The sequence below is a fragment of the Saxibacter everestensis genome (assembly GCF_025787225.1).
Lineage (GTDB): Bacteria > Actinomycetota > Actinomycetes > Actinomycetales > Brevibacteriaceae > Saxibacter > Saxibacter everestensis.
On sequence record NZ_CP090958.1, the window covers coordinates 2,974,422 to 2,992,641 of the forward strand.

General features: G+C 64.7%; 17 protein-coding genes. 6 read left to right on the top strand and 11 right to left on the bottom strand.

What is annotated here, in order from left to right:
- The first annotated feature begins 39 nt into the window (after positions 1 to 39).
- The 3 genes from LWF01_RS14130 to LWF01_RS14140 all read left to right on the top strand — a co-directional run bounded on the left by LWF01_RS14130 (position 40) and on the right by LWF01_RS14140 (position 2,395).
- Positions 40 to 1,020, top strand: coding sequence for an NAD(P)H-quinone oxidoreductase (locus LWF01_RS14130; protein ID WP_349638001.1), 981 nt, complete (start codon positions 40 to 42; stop codon positions 1,018 to 1,020).
- A gap of 121 nt (positions 1,021 to 1,141) precedes the next feature.
- Positions 1,142 to 1,864: a bacterial proteasome activator family protein gene (locus LWF01_RS14135; RefSeq protein ID WP_349638002.1), complete on the top strand. Its 723-nt coding sequence runs from the start codon at positions 1,142 to 1,144 to the stop codon at positions 1,862 to 1,864.
- Between the two features lie 21 nt (positions 1,865 to 1,885).
- Positions 1,886 to 2,395: a hypothetical protein gene (locus tag LWF01_RS14140; protein WP_349638003.1), complete on the top strand. Its 510-nt coding sequence runs from the start codon at positions 1,886 to 1,888 to the stop codon at positions 2,393 to 2,395.
- Between the two features lie 154 nt (positions 2,396 to 2,549).
- Here LWF01_RS14140 and LWF01_RS14145 read toward each other — a convergent pair whose 3' ends face one another.
- The 3 genes from LWF01_RS14145 to serS all read right to left on the bottom strand — a co-directional run bounded on the left by LWF01_RS14145 (position 2,550) and on the right by serS (position 5,573).
- On the bottom strand, positions 2,550 to 3,347 hold the full coding sequence (locus LWF01_RS14145) for an HAD family hydrolase (protein WP_349638004.1): 798 nt from the start codon (positions 3,345 to 3,347) through the stop codon (positions 2,550 to 2,552).
- Between the two features lie 94 nt (positions 3,348 to 3,441).
- On the bottom strand, positions 3,442 to 4,278 hold the full coding sequence (locus LWF01_RS14150; protein WP_349638005.1) for an HAD family hydrolase: 837 nt from the start codon (positions 4,276 to 4,278) through the stop codon (positions 3,442 to 3,444).
- A gap of 14 nt (positions 4,279 to 4,292) precedes the next feature.
- Positions 4,293 to 5,573: a serine--tRNA ligase gene (gene serS, locus LWF01_RS14155; RefSeq protein ID WP_349638006.1), complete on the bottom strand. Its 1,281-nt coding sequence runs from the start codon at positions 5,571 to 5,573 to the stop codon at positions 4,293 to 4,295.
- Between the two features lie 70 nt (positions 5,574 to 5,643).
- Between serS and LWF01_RS14160 the strand changes: the two genes are divergently transcribed.
- A complete protein-coding gene (locus LWF01_RS14160; RefSeq protein ID WP_349638007.1) occupies positions 5,644 to 6,771 on the top strand; it encodes a diacylglycerol/lipid kinase family protein in 1,128 nt (375 codons plus the stop codon).
- Positions 6,772 to 6,954: 183 nt separating this feature from the next.
- Here the strand turns inward: LWF01_RS14160 and pheA are convergent, their stop codons facing one another.
- The 4 genes from pheA to LWF01_RS14180 all read right to left on the bottom strand — a co-directional run bounded on the left by pheA (position 6,955) and on the right by LWF01_RS14180 (position 10,937).
- Positions 6,955 to 7,926: a prephenate dehydratase gene (pheA, locus tag LWF01_RS14165; RefSeq protein WP_349638008.1), complete on the bottom strand. Its 972-nt coding sequence runs from the start codon at positions 7,924 to 7,926 to the stop codon at positions 6,955 to 6,957.
- On the bottom strand, positions 7,923 to 8,675 hold the full coding sequence (locus tag LWF01_RS14170; RefSeq protein WP_349638009.1) for a glycosyltransferase family 2 protein: 753 nt from the start codon (positions 8,673 to 8,675) through the stop codon (positions 7,923 to 7,925). The genes pheA and LWF01_RS14170 overlap by 4 nt, the downstream gene beginning before the upstream one ends.
- Positions 8,676 to 8,722: 47 nt before the next feature.
- Positions 8,723 to 9,610, bottom strand: a complete 888-nt coding sequence (locus tag LWF01_RS14175) for a DUF5926 family protein (RefSeq protein ID WP_349638010.1) — start codon at positions 9,608 to 9,610, stop codon at positions 8,723 to 8,725.
- A gap of 91 nt (positions 9,611 to 9,701) precedes the next feature.
- The gene (locus tag LWF01_RS14180; protein WP_349638011.1) at positions 9,702 to 10,937 is read right to left on the bottom strand and encodes an ATP-binding protein; all 1,236 of its coding nucleotides are present in this window, start codon (positions 10,935 to 10,937) and stop codon (positions 9,702 to 9,704) included.
- A 254-nt stretch (positions 10,938 to 11,191) separates the two neighbouring features.
- On the opposite strand from LWF01_RS14180, the gene LWF01_RS14185 reads away from it, so the two are divergent.
- The gene (locus LWF01_RS14185) at positions 11,192 to 11,527 is read left to right on the top strand and encodes a rhodanese-like domain-containing protein (RefSeq protein WP_349638012.1); all 336 of its coding nucleotides are present in this window, start codon (positions 11,192 to 11,194) and stop codon (positions 11,525 to 11,527) included.
- 61 nt (positions 11,528 to 11,588) lie between these two features.
- Here the strand turns inward: LWF01_RS14185 and LWF01_RS14190 are convergent, their stop codons facing one another.
- The 4 genes from LWF01_RS14190 to LWF01_RS14205 all read right to left on the bottom strand — a co-directional run bounded on the left by LWF01_RS14190 (position 11,589) and on the right by LWF01_RS14205 (position 16,268).
- Positions 11,589 to 12,026 (bottom strand): hypothetical protein, encoded by a 438-nt coding sequence (locus LWF01_RS14190; RefSeq protein WP_349638013.1) that lies wholly within the window; start codon positions 12,024 to 12,026, stop codon positions 11,589 to 11,591.
- 136 nt (positions 12,027 to 12,162) lie between these two features.
- On the bottom strand, positions 12,163 to 13,113 hold the full coding sequence (locus LWF01_RS14195) for an Fpg/Nei family DNA glycosylase (RefSeq protein WP_349638014.1): 951 nt from the start codon (positions 13,111 to 13,113) through the stop codon (positions 12,163 to 12,165).
- 114 nt (positions 13,114 to 13,227) lie between these two features.
- Positions 13,228 to 15,417, bottom strand: a complete 2,190-nt coding sequence (locus LWF01_RS14200) for an FtsX-like permease family protein (protein ID WP_349638015.1) — start codon at positions 15,415 to 15,417, stop codon at positions 13,228 to 13,230.
- Complete coding sequence (locus tag LWF01_RS14205; RefSeq protein WP_349638016.1) at positions 15,414 to 16,268, bottom strand: ABC transporter ATP-binding protein; 855 nt, start codon at positions 16,266 to 16,268, stop codon at positions 15,414 to 15,416. Before LWF01_RS14205 ends, LWF01_RS14200 begins: the two co-directional genes overlap by 4 nt.
- Positions 16,269 to 16,485: 217 nt before the next feature.
- On the opposite strand from LWF01_RS14205, the gene pgm reads away from it, so the two are divergent.
- The gene (pgm, locus tag LWF01_RS14210) at positions 16,486 to 18,123 is read left to right on the top strand and encodes a phosphoglucomutase (alpha-D-glucose-1,6-bisphosphate-dependent) (RefSeq protein ID WP_349640936.1); all 1,638 of its coding nucleotides are present in this window, start codon (positions 16,486 to 16,488) and stop codon (positions 18,121 to 18,123) included.
- Positions 18,124 to 18,220: the final 97 nt, after the last annotated feature.

Consider the following 18,220-nt stretch of genomic DNA (forward strand, 5'->3'; position numbering starts at 1 on the left):
TACCTATCAGCTGCCACTGACGTAGAAGAGGAATGACCAATGCGTGCCATCACTATCGCCGAACCTGGCGACCCAAGTGTTCTAACAGTTTCCGACGTCGCCGAGCTAGCAGTGGGTCCCGGGGAGGTCGCAATCGAGGTGGTCGCGGCCGGGGTGAACCGGGCGGACCTTCTGCAACGACAAGGCCTGTACGCTCCGCCGGCTGGGGAGTCGGCAATTCCGGGGTTGGAGGTCTCCGGCCGGATCAAAGAGACCGGCGCAGGTGTCACCAGTTTTTCGGTCGGCGATGAGGTCTGTGCCCTGCTCACCGGCGGCGGCTACGCGGAAACGGTCGTCGTATCCGCCGAGCAGGTTCTTCCGGTACCCGCCGGCCTGGATCTCGTGGATGCCGCCGGCCTGCCAGAAGTCGTCTGCACGGTTTTCTCCAATGTCTTCATGTCTGCCGGCTTACACCCAGGAGAATGGCTGCTCGTGCACGGTGGCGGAAGTGGAATCGGCACTGCCGCCATTCAGATCACCAAGGCTCTCGGCGGCCATGTCGCAGTGACGGCCGGCTCCTCGCACAAGCTCGACTTCTGCCGTGAGCTCGGCGCCGACGTGACGATCAACTACCGGGAGCAGGATTTCGTTCAGGAAATCAAGGGCGCAAGTGACGGTCGCGGAGCCGACGTCATCCTCGACGTTATGGGCGCGAAGTACCTCGAACGAAACATCGAGTCCCTCAATGTTTCCGGACGTCTGGTGATCATCGGGCTGCAGGGCGGCAGGAAGTCCGAAATCGACCTCAACGAAGTAATGCGACGCAGGCTCGCAGTAATCGGCACAACGTTGCGCGCACGGCCAGCGGCCGAAAAAGCGACAATCGTCGCTGCCGTCCGCGAGCAGGTATGGCCGCTCATCGAAGACGGCTCGGTGCTGCCGATCATCCATTCCCGGCTCGCCTTCGACCAGGCGCCCGAGGCGCACCAGATTCTGGAGGACGGCGAGAATATCGGCAAGGTCCTGCTGGTTAAGGGCTAACCCGGACCTGACCCAGACGCAGAAGCGCCGCCGGATGCCTTTCACAGCAACCGGGCAGCCACCACCGAAGGCATTGTCACCCCTGAGTGACAGAATGAGGAACCTGACGAAGGGATGAACATTGAGCGACGCACAGTTTGACCGAACCATCCTTAATACCGAAGAGGGCCCGGAAGCCGAAATCGCCCGGCCGGATTCGAATGGCGCGGCCAATGCCGGGCATCGAACCAGCGCGGACAGCCCAGCCGCCGTGCGAACGGCCGCGTCCGGCGCCGATGGATCGCAGGATGACGAACCATTGAGTGGAGAGACGCTCGAGGTGCAGGCCGACGGGGAGCCGGAAGAAGGCGAGAGCGGAGAGCGCAGCCCGGTAGAGGACATCTCGCAGCCAGCGAAGGTGATGCGGATCGGCTCGATGATAAAGCAGCTGCTCGACGAGGTGCGTAACGCGCCCTTGGACGACGCTGGTCGAGCGCGGCTGGCCGAGGTGCACGAACGCTCGTTGAAAGAGCTTGAGGAAGGACTGTCGCCGGAACTGGTCGGCGAGCTGCACCGGATCACTCTGCCGTTCGCGGACGGTGATGCGCCGCCAAGCGACGCCGAGCTGCGGATTGCCCAGGCACAGCTTGTGGGTTGGCTCGAGGGCCTGTTCCACGGCATCCAGACCGCGCTCGTCGCCCAGCAGATGGCGGCACAGGCTCAGCTCGCCCAGATGCGCCATGCCCTGCCGCCCGGCACGGACCCGCGTCAGGCAGCTGCGGCTCAGGCCGCGGCCCAGGGAATGCCCGGGCCCAGGCAGGATGCCTCCGATCCGCATTCGCACGGCACCGGCCAGTATCTATGAGCCGCGGATGACTTCAGATCGATGGGACTGCTAGATGGGCTTTTCGGTTCACGACCTTCCGGCGACGACGAGGTGCTCGGGCGCGGCGTCTGGCGGCGGGCATCCGACCGCTTTTCCAGGGCCGTCGACCGATTCATCCACGTCGTCGAAGGAATCGATGCCGATGCCCTCGGGCGTGAACTCACTGGCGCGACAGTCGTGCGGGACAGCCTCGCCACCAACACACACGTGCTGGCTGGCCTGGCCGATCAGGTGCACGAGCTGTGCGTTTCGGCTCAGCGGCTCGCGCCTACCGACCGACTGGAGATCCCCGGCGGGCCAGACGGCTCGTTTCCCGAGTTGCACCGCCACATTTCCCGCGCGGCTACCTGCGTTGCGCAGGCAGCCGAGGCGGCGACGATGGCGAGAGTCTCGCTGCGCGCCGACAGCGCACAGGCCACCGAACGAGCCGCCGGCGCCGACCGGGCGATCACGGCTGCCTCGGGCAACATCGAGGCCGCCCGAAAGCTCCTAGCCCGGCACTTGCGATAGCCGCGGGGCAAGACTCGCCCGGAAGCTTCTAGCCCGGCAACTGCGATAGCCGCGGGGCAGAAGCTCGCCCGGATGCTTCTAGCCCGGCAACTGGTTGCCCTGCGCCTGCTGCAGCCGACGGGTGCCTGTTCCATGTGCTGGGTTCCAAGCCTAGCTATGGCTCGCCAAGTATCCGCTCAAGCACCTGCGCGACGCCATCCTCGAGCAGTGCCGGAGCAACGTCATGAGCTGCGGCGATGGCGGCCGGGTGGCCGTCCGCCATCGCATATCCGCGACCGGCCCAACCCAGCATCTCGAGGTCGTTCGGCATATCCCCGAACGCGACCACGTCTTCGGGACCAATGCCGAGCATTTCGGCGTATTCCGCAAGGCTTCGTGACTTGTTCACTCCCCGGGGCGCGATCTCAATCAGGGCGCCGTTCGGACTTGAGTGGGTCGGTGAGACGAAGTCACTGATCACCGGCGCGGCGAGCGCAAGCAACTCGTCGCTGTTACCGTTCGGCAGGTGGGCGAGCATTTTCACAATTGTTGGTTCACCGGTCAGCAGATCGTCGAACTGGGTTACCTCACCCGCAGCGGGCACTTCCCCACGCCCGGCATATGCAGGTTCAGCCCTGAACCCGTCCAGGGTTTCCAGCGCGAAAACCACGTCCGGCGCAGCGGCACGCAGTGCCCGGGCGGCGCGGCTGGCGTCCTGTACCGAGATTGCATGCGTGTTGAGCACTTTCCGGTTGGCCAGATCGTAGATCAGGCTTCCGTTGGAGCAGATTACGGTTCCGGCGTGATCCAACTGGTCCTCCAGGGGCGTGACCCAGCGGAAGGGCCGGCCCGTCACGAACACCACCTCAATGCCAGCCGTGCGGCAGGCGCGGAACGCCTCGACCACACGAGGACGGATGATTCCCGTGTGGTCCAGGATGGTTCCGTCGATATCGCTTGCCACAAGACGCATGGCGTCTATTCTTCCCTACGCCGGGGTGTCGCGCGTGACCGTAGCGCCGTGCGCAGGCTCAAGGCGCGGGCACGGTGCGTGGGGTCAGCGCCGCTCAGCCGATCAGCGGCCGCAGCGCGGTGACCAGCCCGTCCTCATCGACGGTGCCGGTGATCTCACTGGCAACTGCCTTGAGCTGTTCGGCGGCATTGCCCATCGCGACCGCACGACGCGACCACTGCAGCATCTCGATGTCGTTCGTTCCGTCGCCGGCGGCAAACGTGTGCTCCTGCTCGATGCCGAGCCACTGCCGAACGTCCTCAAGCGCGCTTGCCTTCGACACTCCCTCGGGGGAGATATCGAGCCAGGCACTCCAGCCGACCGAGTATCCCACGCCCTGCAGGCCACTCTCCCGGACAACGGCGTCGAACTCTTCGGCTGTACGACTCGGATCGCGCATCACAATGCGAGTGGCTTCCTTGGTCAGCAGCTCGTCGAACGGAACTTCGTGCAACGAACCGGTCAGCTCGTTCTCCGGGAACGGTGCGCTGACCCAGCGCTCGAGATCGCTGTCCTCAACCATAAACGCAGCGGTTCCGGCAACCCGATGCAGAGACTTCAACGCCGGCGCAGGGTCGAAGGTGATTACCTTGTGCACCGTCCAGCCCAGGTCGAGCTCCGGATCAAGCCGGACAATCACCGAGCCGTTGGCGCAGACTACGTAGCCGGACATCAGGCCGAGCCGATCGGCGACCGGCAGCGCACCGGTAACGCCACGTCCGGTGGCGATGACGATGTGATGCCCTGCCTCATCCGCATCGCGAATCGCATTCCGAACCGGATCACTCAGCTCGTCGTCGTAGTTGACTATCGTTCCGTCGACGTCGAGGGCAATAAGGTGCCGTGGACTGTCATTGTTGGCTCTCGGGTTCAAAACTTCGCAACTGCTCATTTCGTATCTGTGGACTATGTCGCCGGCGTGAGCACTTCCAGGCCGCCAAGGTACGGCCGGAGCGCCTCGGGTACCCGGACAGATCCGTCCGGCTGCTGGTGGTTTTCCAGGATGGGCACGATCCACCGCGTGTTCGCCATCGTGCCATTCAGGGTGGCGACCGGGGTCGTGCCCGAGTTGCCGCCAGCCTCACGTTCGCGGATGGCGAGCCTTCGCGCCTGATATGTCGTGCAGTTGGAGGTCGAGGTCAGCTCGCGGTACGTGTTCTGGGTGGGCACCCAGGCCTCGCAGTCGTACTTGCGCGCTGCCGAACTGCCGAGGTCACCAGCTGCGGTGTCGATAACCCGGTAGGGCAGCTCGCACCTGGCCAGCATGTCCTCCTGCAGGCTCAGCATCCGGGCATGCTCCGTCTCAGCATCGTCGACATGGACGTAGGCGAACATCTCCACCTTCTGGAACTGGTGCACCCGGATGATGCCTTTGGTGTCCTTGCCGTACGAACCAGCTTCCCGGCGGTAGCACGATGACCATCCGGCATACCGGATCGGGCCCGACGACAGATCAAGGATCTCGTCGGCATGGTAGCCAGCAAGTGCTACCTCGGACGTCCCGGTGAGGAACAAATCATCGGCCTCGAGCCGGTACACCTCATCCGAGTGTTCGCCAAGGAAGCCCGTACCGGCCATGATCTCCGGCTTCACAAGTGTCGGGGTGATCATCGGTACAAAACCGGCTTCCATCGCCCGGTCAAGGGCAAGGTTCAGCAGGGCCAGCTCAAGCCGGGCCCCGACACCGGTCAGGTAGTGAAAGCGAGCCCCGGAGACCTTTGCCCCCCGCTCGGTGTCGATGGCCTTCAGACCCACGCCGAGGTCAAGGTGATCGCGCGGTGTGAAGCCGTCCGCGGTGAAGTCGCGTGGTGCGCCGACTTCCTTCAGAACGACGAAGTCGTCTTCGCCGCCCGCCGGCACTCCATCGAGAATCAGGTTGGGCAGCTTCGCCAGGTAGCGGTTCAGTTCGCTCGCGGCATCGTCGGCCTCACGGGTGAGGCTCTTGACCCGGTCGGAGAGCTCTTTCGCCTGGGCGACCAGAATCTGCTTCTCTTCGCCCTTGGCCTGTGCGACCTTCTTGCCGAAACTCTTCTGTTCCGCGCGGGCGCTTTCGAACTCGGAGATCGCGGTTCGACGAGAAACATCGGCCTGCAGAATCGAGTCGATCAGGCCGGGCTCGGCACCCCTGGCACGTTGCGAGGCGCGGAAGAGTTCTGGATTTTCGCGTAACAGTTGAAGGTCGATCACAGCCTAAGCGTACCGATGCCGCACCCACAGTGCTAAAAGGCGGACTCGTTCGGGTTACGGTTGTCGCACTATGTATGAGATTTCGCTGTTATGGACGGTCCTGATCGGCATCGTCGCGCTTGTCATCGGTGCGCTGGTCGGCGGGTCGATAGCCCGACGACGGCTTGCCGCGAGCAGTTCGCCGCAATCGCTCGCCCGGCCGACCCTCGACAGTGAGATCCGACCGGAAGAATCGGTCAACTACAAATCGCGTGCGGCGGTCGTCATCAACCCGTTGAAGTCCGAGGGTCACGGCTTGCGCGCCACGGTGGAAGCCGTCTGCCGGCAGGAAGGGTGGGCCGCACCACTGTGGCTTGAAACCACGGCCGATGATCCGGGCTCCGGGCAGACCCAGCAGGCGATTGACCAAGGGGTGGATGTCGTCATCGCCGCCGGCGGAGATGGAACCGTGCGCACGGTTGCCGAACAGCTGGCAGGGACCGATATTCCGCTGGGTATCCTTCCGCTTGGCACCGGGAACCTGTTGGCCCGCAATCTCGACTTCACCCTGACCCGGAATGAATGGGCGATTCGGGTAGCCCTGTGGGGGCGGGACCGCAGGATTGACGTCGCCCGCGCACAGATGGCTCCAGACCTCGATGAGAGTCACGTTTTCCTGGTGATTGCCGGACTCGGTTTCGATGCCGCCGTGATGGCAGGAACCAGTTCCGATCTGAAGAAGAAGGTTGGCTGGTGGGCCTACCTGGATGCCGGCATGCGCAACCTCTCCGGAAAACGTGCCCGGGTAGAGCTGCAGATCGACGACGAGCCTCCGTTCAGGCGAAGGGTGCGCACGGTGCTTGGCGGCAATTGTGGCAAGCTTCCGGGCGGAATCGAGCTGATGCCGGATGCGAAAATCGATGACGGGCTGCTCGACGTCATGTCGGTGGCTCCTCGCGGCATCGTCGGCTGGTTCGGCGTTGCCGCCCGGGTGCTTGGCCGTCAACGCCGCGGTTTGCCCATCGTCGAGCATTTCCAGGGCAGGAGCGTGCATATCCAGTCAGAGGAGACCCTCGAGGTGCAGCTCGATGGCGACCCGATCGGCTCCACGCACAACCTGACCATGTTCATCGATGAAGGCGCCCTGCTGGTTCGGGTGCCGACACCGGAGCAGCAACGCCAGATGCGTCCGCAGATGTGGCCGGCGCTGAACAGCTAGCATTGGCGTCCGACGTCCCTGGCGCTACCGGCGGGGGCCGCGTTCGCTACCGGCGGGGGCCGCGTTCACTACCGGCGGGGGCCGCGTTCACTACCGACGGTGCCGCCCTCCGAATGCTTTAGCTTCTCCTTGGCCCTCAGCCGCGGGTGCCGCCCTCCGGACGCTTTAGCTTCGCCCTGGCCCTCAGCCGCGGGTGTCGCCCTTGATCCGGGTCAGCCAGTCATTTGCCTGCGCGAAGGCATCGTCGGTGTTCTGTGCATCGATGGTCGAGGCCTCCCGGTCATCGCGCGGGTAGGACCCCAGGAACCGGACGTGCCGGGACGTCCGGTGCACCCCTGCCAGCGCCTCGGCGACCCGGGCCTCGTCGATATGACCGTCCACGTCGAGCGAGAACTGATAGAGGCCCAGTCCGTCGCCGGTCGGCCGGGATTCGATCCTGGTCAGGTTCACTCCCCTGACCGCGAACTGTTCGAGCAGCTCCAAAAGCGCGCCGGGCCGTTCGCTGCGCAGGCCCGCCACCAGCGTCGTCTTGTCGGCACCCGTCGCCGGGGCTACCGGACCGGGCTTCCGGACCAGGACAAAGCGGGTGACCGCGGTACGGACGTCGCCGATATCGTCGGCCAGAACATTCAGGCCGTATCGCTCGGCGGCAAGCAACGGACAGATTGCTGCCTGGTACTCGGCCTGGCCCGCTCGGTCTTGTCCTGCGCCCCGATCGATGGCCTCAGCCGAAAGGCCTGCGGCCGCTGCGGCGGTGGAACCTGCTGGCAGATAGGCCGCATCGGGCAGGTACTGGCCGGTGAAGCGCCGGGTCTGCGCCTCGGCGTGCGGATGCGTCGAGTACGCGGTGATGTCGGCCAGCTCTACGCCGGACGGCGCCGCCAGCACGAACTTCACCGGGATGACGATCTCCCGGACGATCTGTAGCGGAATGTCCGAGGTCAGCGCATCGAGCGTTGCCGGAACGCCGCCTTCAACCGAGTTCTCGATCGGAACCACGGCGGCGTCGATGTCTCCGGTGCGCACGGCGTCAAGCGCGACCAGCACGTTCGGCATCGGCACACGTTCAGCACCGCGTGCTTCATCCAGCTTCAGCAGGGCGGCCTCGGTGAAGGTCGCCTCCGGACCCAGATAGCCGAATCGTTGCTGCGTCACTGACTGTTCCTCGTCTTCCGCGCGCGTTTCCTGCGGACTGCGAGTGCTCGCCAGACGTCCTTGTACTGCATCGCCCGATGCAGCTGCGCTTTGAAGTTCTTGCCGGTCACCCGGTGCTGCAGAGCGCACTCAACTTCCTGCACCCGGAAACCCTGCGTCACCAGATCGATCGTCAGCCCGGTCTCCACTCCCCAGCCGGACGCAAGCGGAAGGGCGGCCTCGTACGCCTCCCTGCTCAGGCAGCGCATACCGGAAAGCGGCTGCGTTGCCTCGAATCCGGAGAGTTCCCTGATTCCCTTCGCGGCGAGGCCGACGACGAAGCCGAAGCCGCCGCCCGCCGCACTCTGCCGAGGCAGGATCGCAATCGTCATGTCGGCATGGCCCGAGGTCACGGGGGCGGCCAGTGGCGCGGTGTTCACGGCTGTCTCCCCCAGGTCGGCGTCGATGAACAGCAGCGCCCGAAACCGCGCCGCCGCATCGTCATCGCTGCCCGGAGCCGTGCTGATGTCCCGATTCTTCACGGCCAGGGCACCGGTCATCATCGCGGCGGCCTTGCCCCTGTTCCGGGGATGAGTTATCACCGTCGCGCCGGCGGCGGCAGCCCGTTTGCCGGTGTCGTCACTGCTTCCGTCGTCGACCACGATGACCAGATCGGTCCGCGGGATGGCCTTCGCGGACGCCACCGTTGCTGCGATCCGTTCGGCTTCGTCCTTGGCCGGAATGACAACTGCCAGTTTCGTTTCAGTCACTGCCCTAGCCTAAGCGCAAGGCGGCGCCGGCCGATGTAGGCACTCGCCTACCTGAGGGTGAGCTGACGGGAGACGACGCCAGCTCGGGCGCGACGCTCGTCGGCGTTCAGGTTGCCGTCTTCGGCCAGCGCGGCCTTGAGTTCGGCGTCGAACGTCTTGGCGGCCTCTTCCACATCGTCTGCCTGCGTGCCGTGTTCCAGCTCCCACACCGGAACGACGATGCCGTGGGCCCGGAAGCACCCGAGGTACCGGCTGCCTTCACCCATGGTGTTCTTTCCGGCGTTGTGCAGACGGGCAAATGCGTCCAGCACCTTCTCTTCGTCGTCGGTCAGCGCCCAGCGCAGGTACGTGCGGCCGCCGATCATGGTCCAGTAGGCCGATTCAACGCTCGCCAGCCGTTCGGTGGGCGAGATCGTTTCGTTGGCCTGGTCGAGCGATGCCTTGACTTCCTCGTCGTAGTCCGAGTCGCCGACTGCCTCGGGCAGCCAATAGTCGAAGGTTTCGTGCACAGTGACTTTCCAGCCGAATTCAGGGTCCAGGATGTCCTGCAGACGCGGCCCGGTCCCGGGGCTCGAGCCACCAGCCTCCGAGGTGCCCGCGGCGGAATCGGCGACCTTCAGCAGCGCCGCTGCTGCATCACGGGACAGATCCGACGACGATACCGGGGTCTGCAGTCCGAGGAACAGCTTGCCGTCGTTTCGCCGCATCGCCTGCCATGCGGCCGGAAGCAGGGTGGCGACGGTGGCTTCCTCGCCCCCGTGCTCTTCGGTGAGCTTCACGGTCGCTGTCGCGGCCGGGACCAACTCGCGCATCGCGACGAGATCGGCCTCCCCATGCAGCCCCTCGTAGGGGCGCCGGACGAACGCGACCTGCGCTGCTTTCGCCTGTAGCTTTGCGACGCGTTCTTCTTTGGATTTACGTGACTTTTTTCCCATAGCACCTAACACCTTAATCGTGTGTCTCGAGCAACGCCTATTCAGTCGTTCCGAACAGCGTCCCAGTCTTTCCTGCCAGCAGCCGGCTAACTCAGCTGTCCACGTGCGCGCGCAGGTACCGGCCGAAATGCGGAACCGTGAAGGCGATCCGTCCACGCTCGGCAGAATAGACCAGACCTTTTTTCATCAGCCCGTCCCTGGCAGGCGACAACGACTGGGGCTTCCGGCCGAGGTGATTCGCCAGCGCGGCGGTCGTCACGACAAGGTCGCCCTCGATAGGGCGAGGCGTGCTTTCGGGGCAGTCCGGCTCGGCTGACTGCGCCTCCAGCTCGGCCAAGGCACGCATGTATTCCCGTTCCGCCGGAGTGGCACGTTCATAGCGCGAGCCGAAGAATCCGACCGCGAGTTCCGATTGGGCGACGGGCGCGGCGACCTCGATGTCCTCGGCGGTGATCGGACTCTGTGGTGCGACGTCCCAAGCCCCTTTCCCGTAGGCCTGCACGAAGTACGGGTAACCATCTGTTGCCTCGTAGAGCGCCTCGAGCGCTTCCGCGGTGAAGTCTGCCTCCTCCTCCAGGGCGGGTGTTCGCAGCGCTCGGTCGGCCTGATCGCGAGCGAGTCGGTCAATCTTGAGGTAGCTGAAGAGACGTTCGCTGTACGATTTCGAGGCCGACAGCACGGCTGGCAGGTGGGGCAGACCGGCGCCGACGACGATAAGCGGGAGGCTCTGCTGGCTGAGCTCGTGGCACGCTGCGCACAGGGCCGAAACGTCCTCCGGGCGCAGGTCCTGCATTTCGTCGATGAACAGCGCAACTCCGCGGCCGGAATCCTGAGCCAGCCCCGCGATGTCGCTGAACAGCTCCACCAGATCGATCTCGATATCGCCGGAATCCGCGCGTCCGGACACCGCCGGCACATCGATCCCCGCCTGCCACCGGTCGCGGAGCTTGGCGTTACTCGGCGCGCTGCGCTGGGCGAAGGATTTGAGCGTGCCCAGCACCTGGTCGCGGCCCTCGGCATCCTGGAGTCCGAGCTCACGAATGGCGAGGTGAAGCGCCGCAGCCAACGGACGCCGCAGGTCCGTATCGGGACGCGCCTCGATCTTGCCAGTCCCCCACCCCGCACGTACCGCGGACGAGCGCAGGCTGTTCAGCAACACGGTTTTTCCGACGCCGCGCAGCCCGGTAAGTACCAGCGACCTTTCGGGTCTTCCACGGGCTATTCGTTCGAGCACAACGTCGAACGAGCGCAGCTCGTTGTCCCGGCCAGCGAGTTCGGGAGGCCGCTGCCCGGCGCCGGGTGCGTAGGGATTGCGAATCGGGTCCATGGTCCTACGGTATTGGTGTCTGTGCCGATCTAGGCTCAGCGACATACGGTAATAGACGGAAGGCTTGTCACCAGTCTCGTCACTCGTTGGTTTGTCGCCGAATCGTCGGTTGCGGCTCAAGCTCGGGAGGGCTTGTCACTCGTTGGTTTGTCGCCGAATCGTCGGTTTTTTCACACGTCTCGACGACAAAGTGAGGATTCACCTCCAAGTGCGCACTGGATTCACTCCCAGGTGCGCGGGGATAGCCTAGGATCATGAACTTTTCAGACGTGCCTAGCGTTAAGCCGGCCGATGTGCCGGAAGGAACAGCGATTGTCGATGTCCGCGAGGACGACGAATGGCAGGCCGGGCACATCGAGGGCGCCCAGCACATTCCGCTCGGTCAGTTGATGGAGCGCTACGGCGAAGTACCGATCGACGATGAGGTTGTCGTGGTCTGCCGTTCCGGCGGCAGGTCGGCCCGGGCGGTGCAGTGGCTGAACGCGAACGGCTTCGACGCCGTCAATCTCTCCGGCGGCATGGGAGCGTGGTCGCTGGACTGCGAGCTGCCAATAGTTTCCGACGGCGAGAACGAGCCGACTGTGCTTTAGCTGTCGCCTCGAGAAGCGGCTGTGAACAGCGCCCGGTCCTGCGACAAAATGCCTAGCTGAGTTAGGCCTCATCGGTCCCTTCACGACTTATTTGCACCGGCCCATTCTTTGAATCAACAAACCATGCTCCGCCGGGCGTGACGTCGGTCGACACTTCCTGCTCAGATCCGGTGCTGTCGACTCCACTCTCAGTTATCTTCAATCTCAATCCCTGATCGACCCCCCGCGTCATCACCATCTCTTCCAAATTTACCGAGAGGAGACGCCGACCGGCGGTCGCCAGATCTACATCCGGCCACAGCGCGTCCCTTGAATCCGAGTCCATGCTGTCCACGAATCGATCTACCGCGGCGGGTGTGACGTCAACTAAGACGGGTTTGCCAAAAGCTCCCGAGTGCCACGAGTGTATTTTGAGGACCCCGGAGCCCTCTTCGTACTCGGCCTCCGGATCCGCCGTCCTAACCATTTGCATAAATGCGTGGAAATGCTGTGATGTCATGAGTCCCTCCCGAATAAACTTCTCGCCCGGTAACCCCCGCGGGTGCTGAGGCAGCTGTCCGGCAGCTACAGCTGTCCGGTAGCAGCGGAGGCCGGTTGGGGCGCTTAGCAGCAGCTGTCCGGTAGCAGCCGAGCCGCTACTTCAGGAACTTCGACGTTCGGCGGTCGGCCAATGGTTTACCTCCGGTCTGACAGGTGGCGCAGTATTGCAGCGAGGAGTCGGCAAAGGTGACCTCACGGACAACGTCGCCACAAACCGGACACGCCTCGCCGGTCCTGCCATGCACCCGCATCCCGGCCCGCTTCCGGTCCTTTAATTCCGCCGCAGGTTTTCCATCGGCCGCCGCGACCGCGGTCGCCAGCACCTCGTGCAACGCCGTGTACAAGCGATCCATCGCTTCGTCATCGAAGCTGTTCGCCGACGCAAACGGCGAAAGCTTCGCGGCGTGCAATATCTCGTCGCTGTAGGCATTTCCGATCCCGGCTATCACGCTCTGACTGCGCAGCAGGCCCTTGATCTGAGCTCGCCGACCGGAAATCAGACCGGCAAGCGTTGCCTTGTCGAAGTTCGGGCCAAGCGGATCCGGCCCCAGCGAGGCGATTCCGGGAACGTCCTGCGGGTCATTCACCACATATGCGGCGAGCCCCTTGCGCGTCCCCGCCTCGGTGAGATCGAATCCGGTCGATGGCATCGCACCGGACGACACTGCCGGGTCTGACGACGCAGTCGGGCTGTCATCGTCGTCTGCGGAGCCGAGCTCGAACCGTGCGCGCAGGGCGATCGGGCCTTTGCCCGGTTTCAGCTTGGTGGCGGCGAGCCGATCCGACCAGCGCAGCCATCCCGCCTTGGCCAGGTGAAAGATCAGGTGCAGGCCATCGACGTCGAGATCGATGAACTTTCCATGCCGGTGCACACCTGTGACGGTGAGTCCGGCCAGTGCGGTGGCCGGCGGCGACACCGTCTTCAGCACGGTAAAGGAGGCAAGCTCGATATCGGCTAGTACGGCGCCTTCCTCGGGCTCAGCCTCATTAGTGAGCTTTGCCCGCAGGAACCGAACCAGCCCTTCAACTTCTGGAAGCTCCGGCATGGTTCCATACTGCACTCTCGCGCTGACATTGTGGCGCACGCCACGGCGCACGAGCGTGCTGACGGGCGGCGAGCGCTCCTTCCCCCAAAGCCTCGCCCGCCGCCCGTCGGTCTGTTAGTCCGGCCGCGGCGAGGTGTCGGCCAGCACTTGCCGCAGGATCGGACGGGATCCGGCCGATGCCAGGACCACCAGGGCGATGCCACCGGCCAGGCAGCCGAGTAGCAACAGCAGACCCTGCGGAGCCAGCACCAGTGCCGACCCGAGCAACGGCAGGGTGAAGAACAGGCCCAACCCGGCCGAGATGCCACAGGTCAGCAGCAGCGGCCACAGCGTCACCCGGAACCGGGTGCGGTTCAATACCCGCTCGTCAGTACCTGCCAGGTGCATCAAGCCATAGATCTGCCGCCGGTCCAGGGTCGAACTGGCTTGGGCGATTCCAGCCGACGCCGCCGCGACCAGGAAGCTCATGATCAGGGTGAACAGCACGCCGGTCTGGACGTCCTGGGCCATCGTCGCCGAGGCGTATGCCTCTGGCTCGTAGCTGTTCGGCGGCGAACCGGGCAGCACGCCGACCAAGGCGGTCGTGGTGCGGTCCAGCGTTTCGGCGCGCGCCGCGCTGTCCCGGAGATTCTGGGTTATCTGCACCTCCCCGGCCTCCACGCTGACCGAGCCGGAGACACCGGCACCCTGCAGCGCATCCTCAACCTTGGCTTTCGCCGTCGCCGCGGCATCGTTCTGCTGCGATGACAGTTCCGGCTCCTGGGCGCCGTCCTGCTCGCCATCCTGCTGCGCCAGTTCCTGCGCCAAGCCGGGAATGCTCACCGAGGTCTGCGCGACGGAGTCGTACCCAAGCTGAGTCAGCGCCGGCATCACCGAGACGATAGCCGCGACGAACCCGGCAAGCGCCACGCCGGAAACAGCCCGCCACGCCGCTTTCGGGTCGTCGATCAGACGTCTCGCCGCCAGCAGGCTTTCGGCGCGCTTTGCCCGCTTGGCCACGATCCGAGCCATCACTGACACCACCCATGGCCCGATCAGGTTTACGATCAGGAAGACGACGCCGAGGGAGATCAGAATGAACGAGATGCCGAAGTTCATTGCCGATGGCGCTAAGACATTCCAGCCGATGATCACCACAACGAAGATGACCAGCCGGATGATTTTCACTCGGGGCGGGGTCTGCCGCTGGGCAACTCCGAGCGGGCTCACAATCACCCGGCCGAGCCCGACGATCGCGCTGACCCCTGCCAGCAAAACGACGCCGGCAATCACCGCCACCAGCCACAATGGGTTGAGCATGAGCTGACCGAAGGAGAACCCCGAGCCCTGGAAGGGCACCAAGCCGACTAGGGGGAGCAGCGCGAGTGCCAGTCCAACGCCTGCCACCGCCCCGACGGCCGCATGAATCATCGACTCAATGGCGGTCATTCCCACCACCTGGCCAGGCGTCGCTCCGATCAGCCGCAGTGCGGCAAGCCGGGCATCCCTCCTGGCGACGCCGAGCCGCGCCGCGGCTGAGCCCAGCGTGATCAGCGGGATGATCATCAGGATCACCGCGAGCACGGCCAGGCTCAGGTAAATCGGCGACATGGATCCGACAACAGTGCGAAAGTCGCCGCCGACGGAACCCAGCTCGAACGAGACCTGGGCGTCGGCATCATGCACACCAAAGGCGGAATAACCCTGGGGTTCGAGCAAGTTCCAGCCGGAGGTCGAGCCCTGAGGATTCATCGCCGGGTCGTCGGTCGATCGGCCGATCACGGCCACGAGTTCCTTGTCCGACGGCAGGCTGGCGGCGGGAAGCTCGCCCGCTAGGCTGGCGTCTGCCACCCGCGCATCCGTGGTGAGGCGATCGGCGAGGCGGTCGGCAGGAAGCGTCTCGATGAGTTCGGCCAAAGCGGGAGACACCCACACCTCGCCAGGTGCCGGTAGCCGGGACATGCCGGGCGGTACGAGGTTCGAGGAAGCCGCACCGCCATCCTTCGGCGCTGCGATGTCCACGACTGTCATCGAGTGGCCGTCGGCTACCTCGCTGTGCACCGCGATCCGGCCATGCTGGCCGGATGCCGTCTGCTCAGTCTGCTCGCCGGAGGCCCCGCCGGCCCGGCTTTCAGATGTCGTCACCGGCTGCACCGACCAGTCGACCGCGCGATCGTTGCGCTGGATGAATCCGTGTAGTCCGCCAAGGATGACGACCAGCAAAGCCGTAGCCACCGCATAAGCCACGATGGCGAGGCCGACGGTCTGCAAATCACGTTTGCCGCCACCCTTCAGCAGGCGAACGGCTATCCGAAGAGCGTTCATCGCCGCGCCGCCTCGGGCAGCACCGAAGTGACAGGCTGAGCAGCCGGCGCCGTTTCGGGCATCGCCGGGTGCTGCTGAGCCACCGATTCCTGTCCCGGTTCCTGTCCCGGTTCCCGGCGGTACTCGGCAACGATCCGGCCATCACGCATCGCGATGGTTCTTTCGCACCACCTCGCGACCTGTGGGTCATGCGTTACGAGCACCAGCGCCGCGCCGTGCGCCTTGCAGGCCGAACTCAGCACGTTCATCACTTCGGTGCCGGTGCGGGAGTCCAGCGAGCCGGTCGGTTCATCGGCAAAGATCACATCAGGGCTGGTCACCAGGGCACGGGCGACCGCAACTCGCTGCGATTGGCCGCCCGACAGCTCGCCGGGCCGCCGCGACTCCATGCCGGCTAGGCCGAGCGGCGCGAACAGTTCCCGCGCTCTGGCTTCGGCTGCCTGCCGCGGCATGCCGCCCAGCATCAGCGGCAGGGCAACGTTTTCGACCGCGGGCAGCTCGGGCAGCAGCTGGCCGAACTGGAAGACGAAACCGAATCGGCTGCGCCGCAGTTCGGTGCGTGCTCGCTCGGAGAGCTGGCCGATTTCCTGGCCGGCGAGCTCAATGCTGCCTGAATCAGGTTTGACGATGCCGGCCAGCAGATGAAGCAGGGTGGACTTTCCGGAGCCGGAGGGACCCATCACCGCGGTTGTCTCGCCTGCCTCGATCTGCACCGAGACGCCGCCGAGAGCCACGGTCGGGCCGAAACTCTTGGTCAGGCCGGAACCGGTCAGGACGTAGCTGTTCCCCGTCGAGGGATGCTGCGCTCGGTTTGGCAACGAGTGAGTGTGAGGAGTGTCGGAAGTTGTCATGGTTCTACTGTCCCGCCAGGACACCTGCGGGCACATCGACACAGATGGCGATCTGATCCGCAAACAAGTCGTCCCGGAGGATGACGTAGGTGCAGGCCGGCCTGCGACCCGGGTCGCTGCTGTCTCGGGGCCGAAAGCCTGGAAGCTGACATTTCGCCAACTGAGATATATCGCCGGAATTGAGGCATCGCGGGTGCGGAACTGGCAGGATCGCTGCATGAGTGAATTTGCCGGACAAACCGCGCGTGCGGAAGATCTGATCGATGTGTCGGAGCTACTCGATGCGTATCACGACATCGTGCCTGACCCGGATAATCCGGATCAGCAAGTGGTTTTCGGAACCTCGGGTCACCGAGGTTCGAGCCTGAACGGATCGTTCAACGAACTGCACATCGCGGCGACAACGGCCGCGATCGTCGACTACCGCGAAGGGCAGGGTATCTCCGGCCCGCTGTTCCTCGCCCGGGATACTCACGCGCTCAGCGAGCCTTCATTTTTGACCGCGCTCGAGGTCCTGGCCGCACGCGAAGTACGGGTCTTCATTGACGACCGGGACGGATACACCCCGACGCCGGCACTGTCACACGCAATTCTGACCTACAACGCTTCGAAGAAGTCCGGGCTGGCCGACGGCATCGTGGTCACCCCGAGCCATAACCCGCCTGCCGATGGCGGTTTCAAGTACAATCCGCCGAACGGCGGTCCGGCCGACACCGACGCAACGAGCTGGATTGCGGCCCGTGCCAATGAGCTGATGAAGGCGGGCCTGTCGGCGATCCCGCGCACCTCCTTCACCCGGGCATACGAGCTGGATTGCACCACCGGCCACGACTACCTGATGCACTACATCGATGATCTGCCCAACGTCCTCGACATCGATGCGATTGCGGGCTCATCGTTGAAGATCGGCGCGGATCCGCTCGGTGGAGCCAGCGTCGACTACTGGGCGGCGATCGCCGAGCGTCACGACCTGAACCTGACAGTGGTCAACCCCCAGGTCGATCCGACCTGGGCGTTCATGACGCTGGATTGGGATGGCAAGATCCGGATGGACTGTTCCTCCCCGAACGCGATGGCCTCGCTGATCCAGCAAAAGGATAAGTACGATATCGCCACCGGCAATGACGCCGACGCCGACCGGCATGGCATCGTCACGCCGGACGCGGGTCTGATGAACCCCAATCACTACCTCGCTGTCGCCATTGACTACCTGTTCTCGCACCGACCCGGCTGGTCAGCCAGCGCGGCCGTCGGCAAGACCCTGGTGTCGTCATCGATAATCGACAAGGTCGCCCGTTCAAACGGGAGGACGCTGCTCGAGGTACCGGTGGGCTTCAAGTGGTTCGTACCGGGACTGCTTGACGGCTCGGTCGGTTTCGGCGGTGAAGAGTCCGCAGGAGCCAGCTTCCTTCGCCGAGATGGCAGCACCTGGACGACTGACAAGGATGGCATCCTGCTGGCACTGCTTGCCAGCGAGATCGCCGCTGTGACCGGCGAGACGCCGAGTCAGCACTATTCGAAGCTTGCCGCGAATTTCGGCGAGGCCGCCTATGCGCGCGTCGATGCTCCCGCGACCCGGGAGCAGAAGGCCAAGCTGGCAAAGCTGAGCCCTGAACAGGTCACCGCCACTACGCTCGCCGGTGAGGAGATCACCGCAAAACTCACCAGGGCGCCCGGGAACGACGCGGCAATCGGCGGCCTCAAGGTGACTACTGAAAATGCGTGGTTCGCGGCACGGCCGTCCGGAACCGAAGATGTCTACAAGATCTACGCCGAGTCTCTTCGCGGACCTGCGCATCTCAGCGAGGTCCAGGACGCGGCGAAGTCGCTGGTCTCCGACGTCCTCGACGGTTGAGCATTGCCGGCGTCGCCCGGCAGCGGATGCCGGTCTGCCTAACAGGAGCCGGTTGAGCATCGCTGCGGATGCCGGTTGAGCCGGCAGGCGACGGTGC